A 16,802-nucleotide genomic window follows, 5' to 3' on the forward strand; every position below is an offset into this window, starting at 1 on the left:
ACGTGACAAACAGAGGGTGCATCATGCCTAATGAAATTGCTCACGATGACTTATATCGGTTCACCCTCTCGGAAGCTGCGTCCGTGTCAACGATTTCCGAAATGACTTTGCGCAACTGGATCTCGCGAGATGTCGTAAAAGTCGGGCAGAAGCACAGGCTAGGTCGCTGGTTGTTTTCCGGCGCGGACATTGTTCGCCTTCGTGTCATGGGTGATTTGATCGCGGTCGCGAGCATGCCGCCCGCGCAGGCAAATGAAGTCGCGGATCTGGTCGTTGCGCGACATACAGCTCTGGCGGAATGGGACTACGAAGCCGAGCAACGTGGAGAGCCGCAAAAGCTTCAAGGCTGGCTGCGCCATTATGTAGCTGTCTGGAGAGATGGTGAAGAGATCAAGCGTGCCTCGTACACCGAGGAAAGAGATCCTGTCGCACTGTCGTCGAAAACTCTTGAGGAACGGCCCTGGCTCAAAGGTGCTCATCTAATCATACCGGCTGATTATATCGTATTCGAAGTTACGCACGCGCTAGCCGCCGTTCTTCACAGTCAAATGGATGAAGACTCAGAAGAGGAATTGCTGGCGGTACTTGAAAAGAGGATCGCGGAACTCAGGCAGAGGGCGTCCCGCACGAAGAGCGGCGCAGCGGAAGAAAATGCCAATGAATAGCGCCGATCTTACCGTCACGCAATTTGCAGCCGCCGTTGGCTATTCCGACAAGACTGTGCGTCGAGAGCTTGAAGCCGAACAGATACCTGGCGCCTATGGCATCGGCGACAAGGGCGCGCATTGGAAAATTCCCCGCGAGTCGGTCGACAAGACCAAGGAGAAGCAGTGATGTCCAACGCCACCCTTTGGATAAGGCCGATGCCTCGCCGGCTGCTCAGCGAACGCGAGGCGGCCGAATATTTGGGCGTTCCCGTTAAGCGGTTTCACGGCCTCGGCATATCGCCGATCGAACTCGTTCCCGGAGTTCGAAACTACGACATCCACGATCTCGATGCGCGCGTAGATCTCGTAAAGGCCGGGTCGGGCGATCCCGATGATGATGTACTCGGTAGGCTGTCATGAGCAAGAAAGAGGATCGCAACCCTCCCGGCTTTCAGGTGTGGCAGGACAAGAAGCTGCCATTCAAATGGCGCGTTCGCCATCGCAAGACCGGAGAGACGATCGACGCGGACAAGTTCCCACTCTATTCCATGGCATTCTATGCAGAAGCGCAACGCATTGTCGATCGCCATAAGAAGGCCGCGGCCAAGCCCGGGACGCTCGGCGCGTTGATTAAGGCATATCGGGCTAGTGACGATTTCATCGATGCTGAAATCGGCAAAGCACGGCGGACGCAGGCCGATTACCAGAAGGTCTTCGACTATCTCCAGCCGATCGATACGACCGCCCTTACCTGGTTCACGACGGAACGCGTCGTCAAGCTGAGGGATAAGGCATTCAAGAATTTGCGGCGGAAGTGGGCCAACTACGTTGTAACCGTGCTCTCGATCATCTTCGAATGGGGAAAGCTCCGGGGCTTTGTGAAAACCAATCCTGCAGCGGACATCCCAGCGATAAAACGGCCGAAGAGCATGCTAGCGGCTAACCGGCCATGGCAGGACGCCGAGCGTGACGCCGTCATAGCGGCGCTGCCGGTCCATATGCGGATGCCGATGGCATTCATGATGTATTGCGGGCTCGACCCGAGTGACGCGGTGAAGCTGCCCAAGAATGCTGTTAAGAACGGCATGCTCGATACCAGGAGGGGCAAGACGGGCGTGCCGGTCTGGATCAGGCTCCCTGCCCCGCTGGTCGATGTGATGAATGCGGCACCGAAACATGATGCAATCACCGCGTGCGCGAACTCTCGGGGCAAACCATGGACCTATAACGGATTTTCGACGAATTGGCACAAGCTCAAGGGAAAACTGATTGAGCAAGGCCTTGTCCAACCCGGCCTGACATTAAAGGGGCTGCGGCACACTGTCGGTTCGATCCTGGCTGAGCTGGGTTACGACGATCGAACGATTGCCGACATGCTCGGCCACGAGACCGAGACTATGGCCCGCCACTATTCCAAGAGGGCCAATCGGACCCGGAAAATGAGCGCCGTCGTTGCAAGCTTCGAAGACGAACTGAACAAACGGAAAACGGGAAATGTCAAACCCGATTAGAAAAAGTGTCAAACCCGCCTTTATAAGACAGGATGCGGATTATGAAAAAATCAGTGATATTAGACAGTTGCAGTGGTGCCCGGGACCGGAATCGAACCAGTGACACGCGGATTTTCAATCCGCTGCTCTACCAACTGAGCTACCCGGGCAAATGCTTGTTGCTGTCTCTTTCGAGACTGCCGAGGGTTGGTGCACCCCGGAAGCGAGCGGGGTTATAGCATCTTGACCTTTCGGTGCAAGCCCCAATCCGACATTTTTTTGACAACGTCCAAGCCTTTGTAAAAGCTTGAAATTATTCGCCGTCGTGGCGCTTGGCTTCTTCCTCTTCGTCCGCCTTCGACTCGTCGTCGACGACCGGGATGGCATAGGCGCCGGTCAGCCAGCGCGAGAGATCGAGATTGCGGCAGCGATCGGAGCAGAACGGATAGTTTTCGCGCGTCGACGGCCGTTTACATTCCGGGCACGGCCGGGCCTTGCGCAGCGGTTCAACGTTGGAAGCCAAGTCTCAGCCCTCTTGCCATTTGTCGTGGAACTCGTAGCCCTCGCCGTTGAGAAGCTGCACGGTCTCAGACAGTGGCAGGCCGACGACGGCTGTATAGGAGCCTGAAAGCTTTTGTATGAACGTGCCGGCAAAGCCCTGGATGCCATAGCCGCCGGCCTTGCCGCGCCAATCGCCGGAGGCGAGATAGCTCTTGAGTTCGATGGTGGACAGCCGCTTGAAACGCACCTTGGTCTCGACGACCTTCAGGCGCGTCGTGCTCTGCGGCGTGATGAGGCAGATGCCGGTATAGACCCAGTGGCTGCGGCCGGAGAGCAGATGCAGCGCCGAGGACGCCTCCTCGACATATTCCGGCTTGCCGAGAATACGCCGACCGACGGCAACCACGGTGTCGGCCGCCAGGATATAGCTCCCCGCCCAGGCAGGATCTGACCGCACATGCTGGAACGCGGCTTCGGCCTTCTCCTGAGCGAGGCGCCGGGCGAGCGAGCGCGGATGCTCGGCGCGCTTCGGCGTCTCGTCGAGATCCATCGGCAACAGCTTGTCGGGGGTAATGCCGGCCTGCGCGAGCAGGTCGAGACGGCGTGGCGAGCCCGATGCCAGTATCAGCCTTGATTTCAGCATCCGGCGCCTGCCCTATGAAATGTCACTTGAAACGATAGGTGATGCGGCCCTTGGTCAGGTCATAGGGCGTCATCTCGACCAGCACCTTGTCGCCTGCGAGAACGCGGATGCGGTTCTTGCGCATGCGGCCGGCCGTATGGGCGATGATCTCATGCTCGTTTTCGAGCTTCACGCGGAATGTGGCATTCGGCAGCAATTCGGTAACGATTCCCGGAAATTCCAGAACTTCTTCTTTCGGCATATTTGGGGTATCTTCCTAGAGGTTCACACGATGGGGTAGAATGCGCCCGGTCGCGAATTGGCGCGGAAACTACACAAAAGTCTGGGCATTCTCAACCACTGTGTCAGCGATTTTCTGCCTAATTTGCAGGCTCCGGCGGCGAAATCACCGATTTTTCAAGTACCCTGGCCATTCTTGCGGACCAGACGTGCCATGATGAGCCTTGAAATGTGGTCGCGCACGTCGCGATAGGCGTCCAGTATCTGCTCGCGCGTGCCGGTCGCCACGGTAGGATCGGGCGTCGGCCAATAGTCGACATCCACCGACCACGAGCGCGTGAGATCGAGCGCCTTGTGGTGGGCTTCCGGCGCCAGGGTGACGATCAGGTCGAAATAATCGTCCTCCAGATCATCGAGCAGATGCGGCTGGTGGCGGCCGATCGTGAGGCCGATCTCATCGAGCACCGCATCGACGAAGGGGTCGCGCTCGCCGCGCCGCACGCCGGCGGATGCGACATAGACGCTCTGCGGCAGGTAATGCCGCGCGATCGCCTCGGCCATCGGTGAGCGGATCGAGTTCATGCCGCACATGAAAAGCACCGCGCCCGGCGGCTTTCCTTCATTTGCCGGTTCGTTCGGGTTCGTCATCCGGCTCAACCCCGCCAGTAGAGCACGCAGACCAGCGTGAAGAGGCGCCGCGCGGTGTCGAAATCGAGCGTGATCTTGCCGCTCAGGCGATCCTGCAGGGTCTGTGAGCCCTCGTTGTGGATGCCGCGCCGGCCCATGTCGATCGCCTCGATCTGGGAAGGCGTCGAGGAGCGAATCGCCTGGTAGTAGCTCTCGCAGATCATGAAGTAATCCTTGATGATCCGGCGGAAGGGCGTCAGCGACAGGATATGGGTGGTGACGGCATCTCCCTCCTCGGTGCTGATCGACAGGACCAGCTTTTGCTCCATGAGCGAGAGTTTCAGATGATAGGGGCCGCCCACATGGCCATCGGGTGTGAAGGAGTTCTCCTCCAGGAGATCGAAGATCGCGACGGCGCGCTCATGCTCGACATCCGGCGTGGAGCGCCCGATGGATTCATCGAGCACAATGTCCGAAAGCCGGTAAGCGCCCTCGCCCATCGCTTACGCCTCCGGGTTCAATCGGATGGCGACGGAACGGGCATGTGCATCGAGGCCCTCGCATTCGGCCAGCGTGATCGCGGCGGGCGCCAGCACCTTGAGCTGGGCCGCATCGAGCCTGAGGATTGAGCTGCGCTTCATGTAATCGAGCACCGACAGGCCGGAGGAGAAGCGGGCCGAGCGCGCCGTCGGCAGCACGTGGTTCGATCCGCCGACATAGTCGCCGATGACTTCCGGCGTATGACGACCAAGGAAGAAGGCACCGGCGTTGCGAATCTTCAGCATCAGCGCATCGGGATCAGAAGTGGCGATTTCGACATGTTCGGCCGCGATGCGGTCGGCAAGCGGAACGGCTTTTTCCAGATCGGGCACGATGATAATCGCACCGAAATCGCGCCAGCTTGCAGCTGCGGTCTCCGAGCGGGAGAGCCGTTTGAGTTGCCGCTCGACCGCAGCCTCCACCGACTTTGCGAACGCCTCGTCGTCGGTGATCAGGATCGATTGCGCGCCGGTGTCGTGCTCGGCTTGTGCCAGCAGGTCGGCGGCCAACCAATCCGGGTCGTTGTCCCGGTCGGCGATGATCAGAACCTCGGATGGCCCGGCGATCATGTCGATGCCGACCGTGCCGAAAACCTGGCGCTTGGCGGCCGCGACATAGGCATTGCCGGGACCGGTGATCTTGGCCACCGGACTGATCGTCTCGGTGCCGAAAGCAAGGGCTGCCACCGCCTGCGCGCCGCCGATGCGGTAGATCTCATTGATGCCGGCGATTTTCGCAGCCGCCAGCACGGCCGGATTGATCGCGCCTTCGCGCGCTGGCACGACCATGACGATTCGCGGCACGCCTGCGACCCGCGCCGGGATGGCATTCATCAGCACCGAACTCGGATAGCTCGCCATGCCGCCCGGAACATAGAGGCCGACCGCCTCGATCGCCGTCCAGCGCGATCCAAGCGTCACGCCCAGCGCGTCCTGATAGATATCGTCCTTGGGAAGCTGGCGCCGATGGTGCCGCTCGATCCGTTCCGCGGCCAGATGCAAGGCATCGCGAACGGCGGGCTCTATGGCGCGTTCGGCGACATCCAGGTCATCGACCGTGACGCGCATTGGCACATGATTGAAATCGAGCGCGTCGAACCTGAGCGAATAGTCCTTGAGCGCAGCGTCGCCCCGCGCCACGACGTCTGAAATGATCGCCTTGACGGCAATGTTGACGTCCTCGGACGCCTCGCGCTTAGTCGTGAGGAACGCCGCAAAATTGCGCTCGAAGTCAGGCGCCTCGAAATTGAGCCAGATTGCCAAGATGCCCCCGTGCCTTGGGTGTCAGGCCGCACCCGGATGGCGCGGCTTCAGCTTCGTTTCCCATGCTCCGCCGGTATCCGCAAGCTGAACTTCGATGCAGTCCACATCGAGCAGGATCGAGCCGCCGCCCGCGAGCACGAGTTCGACGGCGCCATCGGGCCCCTCGCCTTCCTTCTCGAAGGTCACGGCGAGCAGCGACAGCACATTCTCATTCGCCTTGCGATCGAAACCGACCGAGCGCACCGACTTGACCTGCTTGAAGACGAGGGCAGCGCGCCGGCGCTCGAGCGGCTGGTCGCCAACTGCCGTGTTTTCCCAGACGAAGCGGTTCGCCGCGACCGCGAACTGCTTGCGCGACGGCCAGTATTGCAGGTCGCCGGTCTTGAAAACGGCGTCTTGCATATGGGCCGACACGACCTCCAGGTCCACATCGTCAAGTGCCAGAAGTTTGAGCGTCATGCCATTTGTCCGGTTTGCCGGCGCCCCATCTGGAGCGCCCCTATCCGGCTGTCAGATAGGGTGCGCGGTCACGTTTCGCAACGTCAATCGCTGATACGCTCGACGATTGCGCCACAGCGTGTGAGCTTTTCCTCGAGCCGCTCGAAGCCGCGGTCGAGATGATAGACGCGCGACACCGTGGTTTCGCCCTCGGCCGCAAGGCCTGCGATGACCAGCGAGACGGAAGCGCGAAGATCGGTCGCCATGACTTGGGCGCCCTTGAGCCGGTCGACGCCCTCGATGGTGGCGGTCTGGCCATGCAGGGTGATCTTGGCGCCAAGGCGCGCCAGTTCCTGCACATGCATGAAGCGGTTCTCGAAGATCGTCTCGGTGATGTGCGACACGCCGCTCGAACGCGTCATCAGCCCCATGAACTGCGCCTGCATGTCGGTCGGGAAGCCCGGATACGGATCGGTGACCACATCGACCGGATTGATGCCGCCGCCATTGCGGCGCACGCGGATGCCGCGCGCAGTGGTCGTAACCTCCGCGCCGGTGCGGCGGATTGCTTCCAGCGCCGTTTCGAGGAAGGCCGGGTCGGTTTCGGTGATCTCGACATCGCCGCCGGTCATCGCGACCGCCATGGCATAGGTGCCGGTTTCGATGCGATCAGGCATCACGCGGTGACGGGCACCGGCCAACGAGGTGACGCCTTCGATGGTGATGGTCGGCGTGCCGGCGCCGGTGATCCTGGCGCCCATGGCGTTGAGGCACTTGGCAAGGTCGACGATTTCAGGCTCGCGCGCGGCGTTGCCGATCACGGTCGTGCCATTGGCAAGGCTGGCGGCCATCAGCATCACATGCGTGGCGCCGACCGAGACTTTTGGGAACGTATATTTGGCACCGACGAGGCCGCCCTTGGGCGCCCGGGCGTTCACATAGCCGTTGTCGATGTCCATTTCGGCGCCGAGCGCTTTCAGGCTTTCGAGGAACAGATCGACGGGGCGCGTGCCGATGGCGCAACCGCCCGGCAGCGAGACGCGGCAATGGCCCTCGCGGGCGAGAAGCGGCCCGATAACCCAGAAGCTGGCGCGCATCTTGGAGACCAGTTCATAGGGCGCGGTCACATCGGCGATCGTGCGGCAGGTGAAATGGATGGTGCGGGCATAGGATCCATCCTGATTCTCGCGCCGGCCATTGACCGAGACATCGACGCCATGATTGCCGAGGATGCGGATCAATTGCTCGACATCGGCGAGATGCGGCACGTTTTCGAGGGTGAGCGTGTCCGAGGTCATCAGCGAGGCGATCATCAGCGGCAAAGCCGCATTCTTGGCGCCGGAAATCGGAATAATGCCTTCGAGCGGACGGCCGCCCACAATCCTGATGCGATCCATAAAAGTCTTTCCCCGTGGGCGCGGCGGGAGGTGCGGCGCCTCTCAAAAATCCCGGCTCATTTAAACGATTGAGTACGCACATTCAAGGAAGGCGGGCAAATGCGGGTTAAGCCCGGAATTTGGGGGAAATTGGGGCGGCCGGTCAGCGCTTCTCGCGTGAGGCCGGGAGATCGCCGGGACGGCTGTCCTCCTCACCCTCGCGGCGCGCCCGCGTCTGCACCTTGCGGCGCTGCAGGTTCGCCCTGAGCTGCGCCTTCAGCCTGAGATCGCGCTCGGCGGCCTTGCGGGCAAGCTGCTCCTGCCGCGCCCGCTTCGATGCCGGCATATCGGCCGATGCGGCGGTTTGCTCGCCGTCGATTTCCTCGTCGATGCTCATGCCATGCTCATAAGACAAATCCCGGCGACCCGGAAGCTATCTGCCAAAAACTTTTGCGTTATCGGGAAATGCGCTTGCGCTGGCGGAAAACCTATGGCAATAGCCAGCCCGCTTCACCGGCCGACAGCAACGCGCGTCGCCGGGGCAAATGCTGCGGTAGCTCAGTGGTAGAGCACACCCTTGGTAAGGGTGAGGTCGAGAGTTCAATCCTCTCTCGCAGCACCAGTTTTTTCCACTAATCTATTGTTATATAACGAATATTTGGCTTTTCCTCGCTGGGCTAGCCACCTGTTAAACCACCTTTCGGCGGCCCGTTTGGTGGGAGGCGCGCCCGAATCCAGAACTCCACTCTCAAGTCTAGATGAAGACGATGGCACCCGGTCGCGCCTCCGGAACCATATATTAGAAATCACTGGTGCTCTTTCAGGTTTGAGCGTTTACTGCGCTTTTCAGACCAGGGAGGCAGCTATGGCAATGTATCTTACCCGCTTCAGTTACACGCCTGAGACTTGGGCACGTATGATCGAAAAGCCCGAAGACCGACGAGATGCTGCACGTGCCTACATTGAATCAGTGGGCGGAAAGCTGCATGGGTTCTGGTACGCGTTTGGCGAGCGTGATGGTTGGAATTTGTGGGAGGCGCCTGACAATGTCTCGATGGCGGCCGTCGCGCTTGCGATCGGCGCGGGAGGAGCGCTCAGCTCCATTGAAACGGTAGTCCTCATAACCGTAGAGGACACGATTGAGGCCTTGGGCAAAGCAAAGTCAATTCGGTATCGTCCTCCCGCAACATAGGTTCCGCCCGCCGCGCAAGGTCCGCGCAAGGCCCCGGTGGGAAATTAGTGGTGCGCTGCGCATGAATGCGCGGCCGGTGGGTGGCCCCTTAACCAACTTGCCGGCTGCGTTTGGCATCAGACTGACTGACTGCTTTGGCCGCGATTAATCTAACCCATGCTGCAAACGAAAAGTTTTCAGTTGCACGACCATGCCGGGCTTCCGCACCCGCAATGAAGAGCATTGACGAAGACTATTTTGCAGACGTGAGCGGCTGACGACTTCGGATCGCTGAGACTTCAGCTCATTTTTTCGGCGCTGACTTTCAAATCAGTATTGCTGACCGCGAACACGACAGCCGCCAAAACACCGCGCCGATATTACAAATTTTCGAAGAGATGGTATCGCGCCACGTGGATGATTGCCCGTGACGCGTTTTCACTATTAGACACTTACGCGCCGGCCTTCCTTGTCGGCCGACTTGCGGTCGGCGCCGTGCTTGGCGATGATCGCCTTGGCATCCTCGACGGAGATACGGTGCTTCTTGGCGAACTGGATCGGTTCATAGGGCTTTTCGGCGGCATTCGTTTTCTTGTCGGACATGGGAGACTCCTGAATTGATCGCTCCGGCGCCGTGCCAAAGCGTATTTATGATCGAGGTGTGAGGGAAATGGGCCGCGTATTTTGGCGACATACCACAGGCGGCGGCATTCTCGTGCGTCAAATATGGGTTTGACTGATGCTTTTTTCAATGCAGGCGGGAGGCCAGGGCAAAACCGGCAAAGTCAGCGTCTGTTTTTACGGATAACCTTGTTGCCTTTTGGGCCGGTCAGCACCGGCGTCTTGTCGCGATTTTCGTCGCGCAGGGTGCGCCAGCGTTGCAGGCGTTCCGCAGACAGCGTGCCAGCGGCCACGGCAGCCTGAACGGCGCAGCCCGGTTCATGTTCGTGGGTGCAATCACGAAACCGGCAAAGCGGTGCGAGATCGGTGATCTCGGCATAGAGTGTGTCGATGCCGTCGGTCACGTCGCTGACGTAGAGCGTCCGTATGCCCGGCGTATCGATGATCCAGCCGCCGCCGGGAAGCGCATGCAGCGACCGCGCCGTGGTGGTGTGGCGGCCTTTTGCGTCGTGTTCGCGGATATCCCCGGTCTTCTGGATGCTGTCGCGCCCGGTCCCGGCCAGAGTATTGACCAGCGTCGACTTGCCGACGCCCGACGACCCGACCAGCGCCACGGTCTGTCCGGGGCCGCACCAGGGCCCAAGGGCGTCGACGGCATCGGCGGACTTTGCGTTCAGGACAACGACCGGCAGATTTCGCTGCAAGGACATCGCATCCTGCTCATAGCCACGAGCATCGTCTGATGTGTCAGCCTTGGTCAGCACGATCACCGGCGTGGTGCCCGCCTCGTTCGCCATGATCAGGTAGCGTTCCAGCCGCGCCGGGTTGAAATCGGCATTGCATGAGGTGACGATGAACAGCGTATCGACATTGGCGGCCGCCAGTTGCTGGCCGTTCCGGCCTTCCGTGCGCCGTTGCAACAGCGTCCGGCGCTCGAGACGGCGGATGAACGCGCCGGTCCACGGATCGGCCAGAACCCAGTCGCCCACCGCAAATTCCGCCGTATTGGCGTTGGGAGGAAGATCGAGGTGGACCGGCCCCGAGGCATCGATCGCTTCAAGGCGGGCCCGATGGACCGATGAAATGCGGCGCGGTGCAAAATCCGCCTCGCCCTCCTCGATCTGGGCGGCGAAGAAGTCGGACCAGCCGAGCGATGCCAGCGGTTCAGAGCCAATGACGTTGGTCACGGATTGATCCAGAAATTCATCGTAAGCGCCATGAACGACTTCCCTCTCGATTGTGCTGATGCGCTTGTATCGCGAGGAAGGCACGCCGTCATGGGCTTTTTGGCTGCGCTGCCCAAGCAATTCATATATTTTCATTGCGACGTCGCATTCAATGATATAATCACATAACAATGTCTTTATGTGATGGATCGGAGACCGAGATGCTGGATTCGCTTTTCGACGATGGGGTCACCACGGAAAGAATAGACGCGCGCGCCGCGCTGACGGATGCGGCGCGCGAACGCATCCTCATTCTCGATGGCGCGATGGGTACGCAGATCCAGGGTCTGGGTTTCGGCGAGGATCATTTCCGGGGCAATCGCTTCGGCGGCTGCGCCTGCCACCAGCAAGGCAATAACGACCTTCTGATTCTCAGCCAGCCGGCGGCGATCGAAGAGATCCACTTCCAATATGCGATCGCCGGCGCCGATATCATCGAGACCAATACGTTTTCCTCGACCTCGATCGCCCAGGCCGACTATGCGATGCAGGACATGGTCTATGAACTGAACCGCGATGGTGCGCGGCTGGTCAAACGTGCTGTCAGGCGAGCCGAAGCAATCGATGGCAAGCGCCGGTTCGTTGCCGGCGCATTGGGGCCGACGAACCGGACGGCGTCGATGTCGCCCGATGTCAACAATCCCGGCTATCGTGCCGTGACCTTCGATGACCTGCGCATCGCCTATGGCGAGCAGTTGCGTGGGCTGATCGACGGCGGCGCGGATATAATCCTTATCGAGACGATCTTCGACACGCTGAATGCCAAGGCCGCGATCTTTGCGTGCAAGGAGATTTTCGAGGAGAAGGGCGTCGACCTGCCGGTGATGATCTCGGGCACGATCACCGATCTCTCGGGCCGCACGCTATCGGGCCAGACGCCGACCGCGTTCTGGCATTCGGTCCGCCATGCCGATCCCCTCACCATCGGCTTGAACTGCGCGCTCGGCGCCAATGCCATGCGGGAGCATCTGGCGGAGCTCTCCGGTGTCGCCGATGCGCTCATCTGCGCCTATCCCAATGCCGGCCTGCCTAATGCTTTCGGGCAGTATGACGAGAGCCCGGAATTCATGGCAGCGCAGATCGAGGAATTCGCGAGGGATGGCCTGGTCAATATCGTCGGCGGCTGCTGCGGCTCGACGCCGGATCATATCCGCGCCATCGCCGCAGCCGTCGCCAAATATCCGCCGCGCCAAATTCCCGAACACACATCGCTTATGAAGCTTTCGGGGCTCGAGCCCTTCACGCTGACCAAGGATATTCCCTTCGTTAATGTCGGCGAGCGCACCAATGTCACGGGCTCGGCGAAATTCCGCAAGCTGATCACATCAGGCGATTTTGCCGCCGCACTCGATGTCGCCCGCGACCAGGTCGCCAACGGCGCCCAGATCATCGACATCAACATGGACGAGGGCCTGATCGATTCCAAGCAGGCGATGGTGGAATTTCTCAATCTGATCGCCGCCGAACCGGATATCGCTGTCGTTCCCGTCATGATCGATTCCTCCAAATGGGAGATCATCGAAGCCGGGCTGAAATGTGTGCAGGGCAAGCCACTGGTCAATTCGATCTCGATGAAAGAGGGCGAAAAGGCGTTCCTGCATCATGCCAAGCTGGTGCGCGCCTATGGCGCTGCCGTCGTAGTGATGGCCTTCGACGAGCAAGGCCAGGCAGACACCCATGCCCGCAAGGTCGATATCTGCACCCGCGCCTACAAGCTGCTGACCGAACAGGCCGGCTTTCCGCCCGAAGACATCATCTTCGATCCGAATATCTTCGCGGTTGCGACGGGTATCGAGGAGCATAACAATTACGGCGTCGATTTCATCGAGGCGACGCGCGACATCATCAAGACGCTGCCGCATGTGCATATTTCGGGCGGGGTCTCCAATCTCAGCTTCTCCTTCCGCGGCAACGAGCCGGTGCGCGAGGCAATGCACGCGGTGTTCCTCTATCATTGCATCCAGGCTGGTATGGATATGGGTATCGTCAATGCCGGGCAGCTGGCGGTCTATGACCAGATCGATCCCGAACTGCGCGAGGCCTGCGAGGACGTGGTGCTGAACCGCACACCTGAGGCCACCGAGCGCATGCTCGACATTGCCGAACGCTATAAGGGTTCGGCCGGCAGGGAAGCCAAGGAGCGGGACCTGAAATGGCGCGACTGGCCGGTGGAAAAGCGGCTGGAGCATGCGCTGGTCAACGGCATCACGGAGTTCATCGATCTCGATACCGAGGAGGCGAGGCAGAATGCCGAACGGCCGCTGCATGTCATCGAAGGCCCGCTGATGGCTGGCATGAACGTCGTGGGCGACCTGTTCGGTGCGGGCAAGATGTTCCTGCCGCAGGTGGTGAAATCCGCCCGGGTGATGAAGCAGGCCGTGGCTGTGCTGCTGCCTTACATGGAGGCGGAAAAGGCGGCGAACGCGCTGAAGGGCATACACGGCGAGCGCGAGACCGCCGGCAAGATCCTGATGGCGACGGTCAAGGGCGACGTCCACGATATCGGCAAGAACATCGTCGGTGTCGTGCTGGCCTGCAACAATTATGAGATCATCGATCTCGGCGTTATGGTGCCGGCGACGAAAATCCTGGAGACGGCGAGGGCAGAGAAAGTCGATATTATCGGGCTCTCGGGCCTGATCACACCCTCGCTTGACGAGATGGTGCATGTGGCATCCGAGATGGAGCGGCAGGGTTTCGACATTCCGCTGCTGATCGGGGGTGCCACAACATCGAGGGTGCATACGGCAGTCAAGATCCATCCGCGCTACGAGGCCGGGCAGACGGTGTATGTCACCGATGCCTCGCGCGCGGTGGGCGTGGTGTCGAGCCTGCTCTCCGCCGAGGTGAAGCCCGGCTATGTCGAGACGATCCGGGCCGAATACCGCAAGGTGTCCGATGCGCATCATAAAGCTGAATCCGCCAAGCAGCGGGTGCCGCTCGCAGCTGCGCGTGCCAATGCGCATAAGATCGACTGGGCCAATTACACGCCGCCGAAGCCATCGTTCCTCGGCACCAAGGTGTTCGACAACTGGGATCTGGCGGAGCTTGCCCGCTATATCGACTGGACCCCGTTCTTCCAGACCTGGGAGCTCAAGGGCCGCTATCCGGCTATCCTCGACGATGAAAAGCAGGGGGTCGCGGCCCGGCAACTGTTTGAGGATGCACAGGCGATGCTGGCAAAGGTCATCGACGAGAAATGGTTCGTCCCCAAGGCCGTGATCGGGTTCTGGCCGGCCAATGCGGTCGGCGATGACATCAAGCTGTTCACGGACGAAAATCGTTCGGATGAATTGGCGACATTCTTCACGCTACGCCAGCAATTGTCCAAACGCGATGGCAAGGCGAATGTCGCGCTGGCGGATTTCGTTGCGCCCGCCTCATCCGGCAAGCCGGACTATATCGGCGGCTTCGTCGTCACGGCAGGCATCGAGGAAGTGGCGATCGCGGAACGCTTCGAGCGCGCCAATGACGATTATTCTTCGATCATGGTCAAGGCGCTGGCCGACCGTTTCGCGGAGGCATTCGCCGAACGCATGCATGAGGTCGTGCGCAAGGAATTCTGGGGTTATGGCGCGGATGAGACGTTTGCCCCCGAAGACCTGATCGGCGAGCCCTATCAGGGCATCCGCCCCGCGCCAGGCTATCCCGCTCAGCCCGATCATACCGAGAAGGCCACGCTGTTCGAACTGCTGGATGCCGAGAAGACCGCTGGAGTGACGCTGACCGAGAGCTACGCCATGTGGCCGGGATCGTCCGTCTCGGGCATCTATCTCAGCCATCCCGAGAGCTATTACTTCGGCGTCGCCAAGGTCGAGCGCGATCAGGTCGAGGATTATGCAGTGCGCAAATCCATGGCGATCAACGAGGTCGAACGCTGGCTCGGGCCGGTACTGAACTACATTCCCGCGCCGGCAGCCGAAGCGGCAGAATAATCCACGCCTAGCCCGGCCGTAACCTCCGCCGGCGTCCTGCCGACCAGCATGCGGTATTTCTCCGGATCTGTCGCGCCTTCGGTATTGATGACGAAGACCCGCGATTTCGCGTTGAGCCCGAGTTTGAGCTTTATGGCCGGATCGGCAGCGGCACGCAGCAGTCCCGCAAGGCCGACGCCGCCGCTCTCGCCCGCCACGATCGCCGGGTCCTTGCCGAGCGGGTTGGCGAGCCGCCGCATGATCGTAATCGCATCCTCCTCATCGACGGTCATGAAGCCATCACCGACGCGGGCAAGAATCCGCCAGGCGACAAGTGAAGGCTCGTAGCATTCGAGCATCGCCATGACAGTCGGCTCGCCATGCGGTATCTTGACGGGATGGCCAGCGCGCGCCGTCTCGACGATGCAGGCGGAACGCGCCGGATCGACGACGGTGAGGATTGGCCGCTTGTCGCCGAGCGCGATCGCGAGATGTCCTGCCACGGCAGCGGCGATGCCGCCGACACCCGACTGGACGAAGACATGGGTCGGCGGTTCCGGCAGCGCGCGCAGCGCCTCGCGGACGATCGCCGTGTAGCCTTGCATGACCAGGCCGGGAATGCGCTCATAGCCGGTCCAGGACGTGTCGGAGACGATGGTCCAGCCGTTCTCCCTGGCGACCCGAGCTGCCTCACGCACCGAATCGTCATAGGTGCCGGCGACGCGGATCATCTCGGCGCCGAAGCGGGCGATGGCCGCCACCCGCTCGTCGCTCACGCCGCCATGCACGACGATCGCGGCGCGGGCGCCGACCAGTTGCGCGCCCTGCGCCACCGAGCGCCCATGATTGCCATCGGTCGCGCAGGCGAAGGTCATCCTGGCGGAGACGGCACGGACATCGTGTGTGGAAAGTTCGGAGACATCGACCGTCCGGCCAAGCTGGCGGCCCGCCTCTTCGAGCACCAGCCGGATCACGGCATAGGAACCGCCCAATGCCTTGAAGCTGCCGAGCCCCAGCCGTTTGCCCTCATCCTTGATGTGGATCGAGGCGATGCCGATGCTTGCAGCCAGAGCCGGCAACGAAAGCAGCGGCGTCTCCGTGTGATTGTCGCGGAAGCCGAGATAGCGTTCCACTTCCCGAGCGGAAGTGAGGCCGAGGGTTTCGGCATCCTCCGGTGTTAGCGGTTGGCAGTATTCGGGATTGGTGTTGCGCAGGAACATGATGGCCCTCCTCGATTGCTGCGTGAACATTATTGCAATCGTGGTGGGATTTGCGCTCTATATTGCTCTGAGCCTTGCAAGTTTGTTTCGTTGGAGCCCGGTTTTGCGCAAGTCCGATCCGCCTGTCGCCCTCGATGAATTCGACCGGAAGATACTCGCGATCCTGCAGGCGGATAACATGACACCGCAGCGGACGATCGGCGAGGCGGTCAATCTCTCCGCCCCAGCGGTCCAGCGCCGCATCAAGCGGTTGACCGAAGCGTGCGTCATCCAGGCCAACGTCGCCGTCGTCGATCCCGAGGCGGTCGGCCAGCCGATCACCATCTTCGTCGAGGTCGAAGTGTTCAGCGAAACGGCCGAGCAGATCGAGAGCGCCAAGCGGGAATTCGCCGGAACGCCTGAAATCCAGCAATGCTATTATGTGACGGGAGAAGCGGATTTCATCCTCGTCATCGTCGTGTCCAGCATGGCGGGTTATGAGTCGCTCACCCGCAGGCTGTTCTTCGGCAACAACAATGTGAAGCGATTCCGGACCTTCGTCGCGATGGATCGTGTCAAGGTTGGCCTCGCCGTGCCACTCGAGCGCTGAGCATTTTTCCAGGGCAAAATGATTATGTTTTCACGACGCCATCGCGATGTCGCAAATGATGACGCCATGTCGCAACGACTATGGTCTTATCAGGACACTTGAGGTGCCGATCGGGTCAAACCGGTTGGAGAATTGGGAAGCCGGTAAAATTCCGGCGCTGCCCCCGCAACGGTATTGGAACGAAAATTGTGACGGGAGTCCACTGGGCCGAATAGCCTGGGAAGGAGTCACAAAGTCCGTGAGGACAGTTCCAGAGCCCGGAAACCAGCCTCGGGATTTTGAACTCGACTGATCGCGGTGGGCGGTCAAGAGGCGGAT

General features: G+C 60.6%; 19 protein-coding genes, 2 tRNA genes and 1 riboswitch. Of the genes, 8 read left to right on the forward strand and 13 right to left on the reverse strand.

Translation table 11 applies throughout. From position 1 onward, the window contains the following. Positions 1–23: 23 nt before the first annotated feature. The 4 genes from ACSQ26_RS17515 to ACSQ26_RS17530 are packed head-to-tail and all read left to right on the forward strand — an operon-like array spanning position 24 to position 2,158. Complete coding sequence (locus ACSQ26_RS17515; RefSeq protein WP_436011012.1) at positions 24–665, forward strand: MerR family transcriptional regulator; 642 nt, start codon at positions 24–26, stop codon at positions 663–665. Continuing rightward, positions 658–834 carry a helix-turn-helix domain-containing protein gene (locus ACSQ26_RS17520; RefSeq protein WP_436011014.1) on the forward strand — a complete coding sequence of 59 codons (177 nt, stop codon included), beginning with the start codon at positions 658–660 and terminating at the stop codon, positions 832–834. Before ACSQ26_RS17515 ends, ACSQ26_RS17520 begins: the two co-directional genes overlap by 8 nt. Beyond that, complete coding sequence (locus ACSQ26_RS17525) at positions 834–1,067, forward strand: hypothetical protein (protein ID WP_436011016.1); 234 nt, start codon at positions 834–836, stop codon at positions 1,065–1,067. The genes ACSQ26_RS17520 and ACSQ26_RS17525 overlap by 1 nt, the downstream gene beginning before the upstream one ends. Next, positions 1,064–2,158, forward strand: coding sequence for a tyrosine-type recombinase/integrase (locus tag ACSQ26_RS17530; protein ID WP_436011018.1), 1,095 nt, complete (start codon positions 1,064–1,066; stop codon positions 2,156–2,158). Before ACSQ26_RS17525 ends, ACSQ26_RS17530 begins: the two co-directional genes overlap by 4 nt. A 73-nt stretch (positions 2,159–2,231) precedes the next feature. Here the strand turns inward: ACSQ26_RS17530 and ACSQ26_RS17535 are convergent. The 10 genes from ACSQ26_RS17535 to ACSQ26_RS17580 all read right to left on the reverse strand — a co-directional run bounded on the left by ACSQ26_RS17535 (position 2,232) and on the right by ACSQ26_RS17580 (position 8,140). Continuing rightward, positions 2,232–2,307, reverse strand: a tRNA-Phe gene (locus tag ACSQ26_RS17535). Positions 2,308–2,450: 143 nt separating this feature from the next. Next, positions 2,451–2,660 (reverse strand): DNA gyrase inhibitor YacG, encoded by a 210-nt coding sequence (gene yacG, locus ACSQ26_RS17540; RefSeq protein WP_436011020.1) that lies wholly within the window; start codon positions 2,658–2,660, stop codon positions 2,451–2,453. A gap of 3 nt (positions 2,661–2,663) precedes the next feature. Further along, a complete protein-coding gene (locus tag ACSQ26_RS17545) occupies positions 2,664–3,281 on the reverse strand; it encodes a Maf-like protein (RefSeq protein ID WP_436011022.1) in 618 nt (205 codons plus the stop codon). A gap of 22 nt (positions 3,282–3,303) precedes the next feature. Further along, positions 3,304–3,522, reverse strand: a complete 219-nt coding sequence (gene infA / locus ACSQ26_RS17550) for a translation initiation factor IF-1 (protein WP_003545338.1) — start codon at positions 3,520–3,522, stop codon at positions 3,304–3,306. Positions 3,523–3,677: 155 nt separating this feature from the next. Further along, positions 3,678–4,148 (reverse strand): low molecular weight phosphatase family protein, encoded by a 471-nt coding sequence (locus ACSQ26_RS17555; RefSeq protein WP_436011036.1) that lies wholly within the window; start codon positions 4,146–4,148, stop codon positions 3,678–3,680. Positions 4,149–4,153: 5 nt separating this feature from the next. Further along, positions 4,154–4,627: a UPF0262 family protein gene (locus ACSQ26_RS17560; RefSeq protein ID WP_436011038.1), complete on the reverse strand. Its 474-nt coding sequence runs from the start codon at positions 4,625–4,627 to the stop codon at positions 4,154–4,156. 3 nt (positions 4,628–4,630) lie between these two features. Then, positions 4,631–5,929, reverse strand: a complete 1,299-nt coding sequence (hisD, locus tag ACSQ26_RS17565) for a histidinol dehydrogenase (RefSeq protein WP_436011040.1) — start codon at positions 5,927–5,929, stop codon at positions 4,631–4,633. Positions 5,930–5,950: 21 nt separating this feature from the next. Beyond that, positions 5,951–6,388: a DUF2948 family protein gene (locus tag ACSQ26_RS17570; protein ID WP_436011042.1), complete on the reverse strand. Its 438-nt coding sequence runs from the start codon at positions 6,386–6,388 to the stop codon at positions 5,951–5,953. 83 nt (positions 6,389–6,471) lie between these two features. Continuing rightward, positions 6,472–7,764, reverse strand: coding sequence for a UDP-N-acetylglucosamine 1-carboxyvinyltransferase (murA, locus tag ACSQ26_RS17575; protein ID WP_436011044.1), 1,293 nt, complete (start codon positions 7,762–7,764; stop codon positions 6,472–6,474). Positions 7,765–7,906: 142 nt separating this feature from the next. Beyond that, entirely contained in the window at positions 7,907–8,140 is a 234-nt protein-coding gene (locus ACSQ26_RS17580) for a hypothetical protein (protein ID WP_436011046.1), read from the reverse strand. 150 nt (positions 8,141–8,290) lie between these two features. On the opposite strand from ACSQ26_RS17580, the gene ACSQ26_RS17585 reads away from it, so the two are divergent. Further along, positions 8,291–8,365: transfer RNA gene (locus tag ACSQ26_RS17585), tRNA-Thr, on the forward strand. 243 nt (positions 8,366–8,608) lie between these two features. Continuing rightward, positions 8,609–8,935 carry a GYD domain-containing protein gene (locus tag ACSQ26_RS17590; RefSeq protein ID WP_436011048.1) on the forward strand — a complete coding sequence of 109 codons (327 nt, stop codon included), beginning with the start codon at positions 8,609–8,611 and terminating at the stop codon, positions 8,933–8,935. 423 nt (positions 8,936–9,358) lie between these two features. Here ACSQ26_RS17590 and ACSQ26_RS17595 read toward each other — a convergent pair whose 3' ends face one another. Together ACSQ26_RS17595 and rsgA are read right to left on the reverse strand one after the other, a co-directional pair. Beyond that, positions 9,359–9,517, reverse strand: a complete 159-nt coding sequence (locus ACSQ26_RS17595) for a hypothetical protein (protein WP_258160698.1) — start codon at positions 9,515–9,517, stop codon at positions 9,359–9,361. Between the two features lie 182 nt (positions 9,518–9,699). Beyond that, positions 9,700–10,722, reverse strand: coding sequence for a ribosome small subunit-dependent GTPase A (gene rsgA / locus ACSQ26_RS17600; RefSeq protein WP_436011050.1), 1,023 nt, complete (start codon positions 10,720–10,722; stop codon positions 9,700–9,702). A 200-nt stretch (positions 10,723–10,922) separates the two neighbouring features. Here rsgA and metH point away from each other — a divergent pair, with 200 nt between their 5' ends. Continuing rightward, positions 10,923–14,696, forward strand: a complete 3,774-nt coding sequence (metH, locus tag ACSQ26_RS17605) for a methionine synthase (protein ID WP_436011052.1) — start codon at positions 10,923–10,925, stop codon at positions 14,694–14,696. On the opposite strand, the gene ACSQ26_RS17610 is transcribed toward metH, so the two are convergent. Further along, positions 14,660–15,895: a diaminopropionate ammonia-lyase gene (locus ACSQ26_RS17610; protein WP_436011054.1), complete on the reverse strand. Its 1,236-nt coding sequence runs from the start codon at positions 15,893–15,895 to the stop codon at positions 14,660–14,662. The genes metH and ACSQ26_RS17610 overlap by 37 nt on opposite strands. 103 nt (positions 15,896–15,998) lie before the next feature. Between ACSQ26_RS17610 and ACSQ26_RS17615 the strand changes: the two genes are divergently transcribed. Beyond that, entirely contained in the window at positions 15,999–16,484 is a 486-nt protein-coding gene (locus ACSQ26_RS17615; RefSeq protein ID WP_436011056.1) for an Lrp/AsnC family transcriptional regulator, read from the forward strand. Positions 16,485–16,568: 84 nt separating this feature from the next. Continuing rightward, positions 16,569–16,771: riboswitch (cobalamin riboswitch) on the forward strand. Positions 16,772–16,802 lie beyond the last annotated feature (31 nt).

Origin of the sequence: Rhizobium sp. LjRoot254 (genome assembly GCF_964254105.1) — a bacterium.
Taxonomy (GTDB): Bacteria; Pseudomonadota; Alphaproteobacteria; order Rhizobiales; family Rhizobiaceae; genus Rhizobium_E.

Bases quoted from the DNA above. Each gene is read 5' to 3' on its own strand.
- ACSQ26_RS17515 (WP_436011012.1), top strand. From the start codon at position 24: ATGCCTAATGAAATTGCTCACGATGACTTATATCGGTTCACCCTCTCG.
- ACSQ26_RS17520 (WP_436011014.1), top strand. From the start codon at position 658: ATGAATAGCGCCGATCTTACCGTCACGCAATTTGCAGCCGCCGTTGGC.
- ACSQ26_RS17525 (WP_436011016.1), top strand. From the start codon at position 834: ATGTCCAACGCCACCCTTTGGATAAGGCCGATGCCTCGCCGGCTGCTC.
- ACSQ26_RS17530 (WP_436011018.1), top strand. From the start codon at position 1,064: ATGAGCAAGAAAGAGGATCGCAACCCTCCCGGCTTTCAGGTGTGGCAG.
- ACSQ26_RS17545 (WP_436011022.1), bottom strand. From the start codon at position 3,281: ATGCTGAAATCAAGGCTGATACTGGCATCGGGCTCGCCACGCCGTCTC.
- infA (WP_003545338.1), bottom strand. From the start codon at position 3,522: ATGCCGAAAGAAGAAGTTCTGGAATTTCCGGGAATCGTTACCGAATTG.
- ACSQ26_RS17555 (WP_436011036.1), bottom strand. From the start codon at position 4,148: ATGACGAACCCGAACGAACCGGCAAATGAAGGAAAGCCGCCGGGCGCG.
- ACSQ26_RS17560 (WP_436011038.1), bottom strand. From the start codon at position 4,627: ATGGGCGAGGGCGCTTACCGGCTTTCGGACATTGTGCTCGATGAATCC.
- ACSQ26_RS17570 (WP_436011042.1), bottom strand. From the start codon at position 6,388: ATGACGCTCAAACTTCTGGCACTTGACGATGTGGACCTGGAGGTCGTG.
- murA (WP_436011044.1), bottom strand. From the start codon at position 7,764: ATGGATCGCATCAGGATTGTGGGCGGCCGTCCGCTCGAAGGCATTATT.
- ACSQ26_RS17580 (WP_436011046.1), bottom strand. From the start codon at position 8,140: ATGAGCATCGACGAGGAAATCGACGGCGAGCAAACCGCCGCATCGGCC.
- ACSQ26_RS17590 (WP_436011048.1), top strand. From the start codon at position 8,609: ATGGCAATGTATCTTACCCGCTTCAGTTACACGCCTGAGACTTGGGCA.
- ACSQ26_RS17595 (WP_258160698.1), bottom strand. From the start codon at position 9,517: ATGTCCGACAAGAAAACGAATGCCGCCGAAAAGCCCTATGAACCGATC.
- metH (WP_436011052.1), top strand. From the start codon at position 10,923: ATGCTGGATTCGCTTTTCGACGATGGGGTCACCACGGAAAGAATAGAC.
- ACSQ26_RS17610 (WP_436011054.1), bottom strand. From the start codon at position 15,895: ATGTTCCTGCGCAACACCAATCCCGAATACTGCCAACCGCTAACACCG.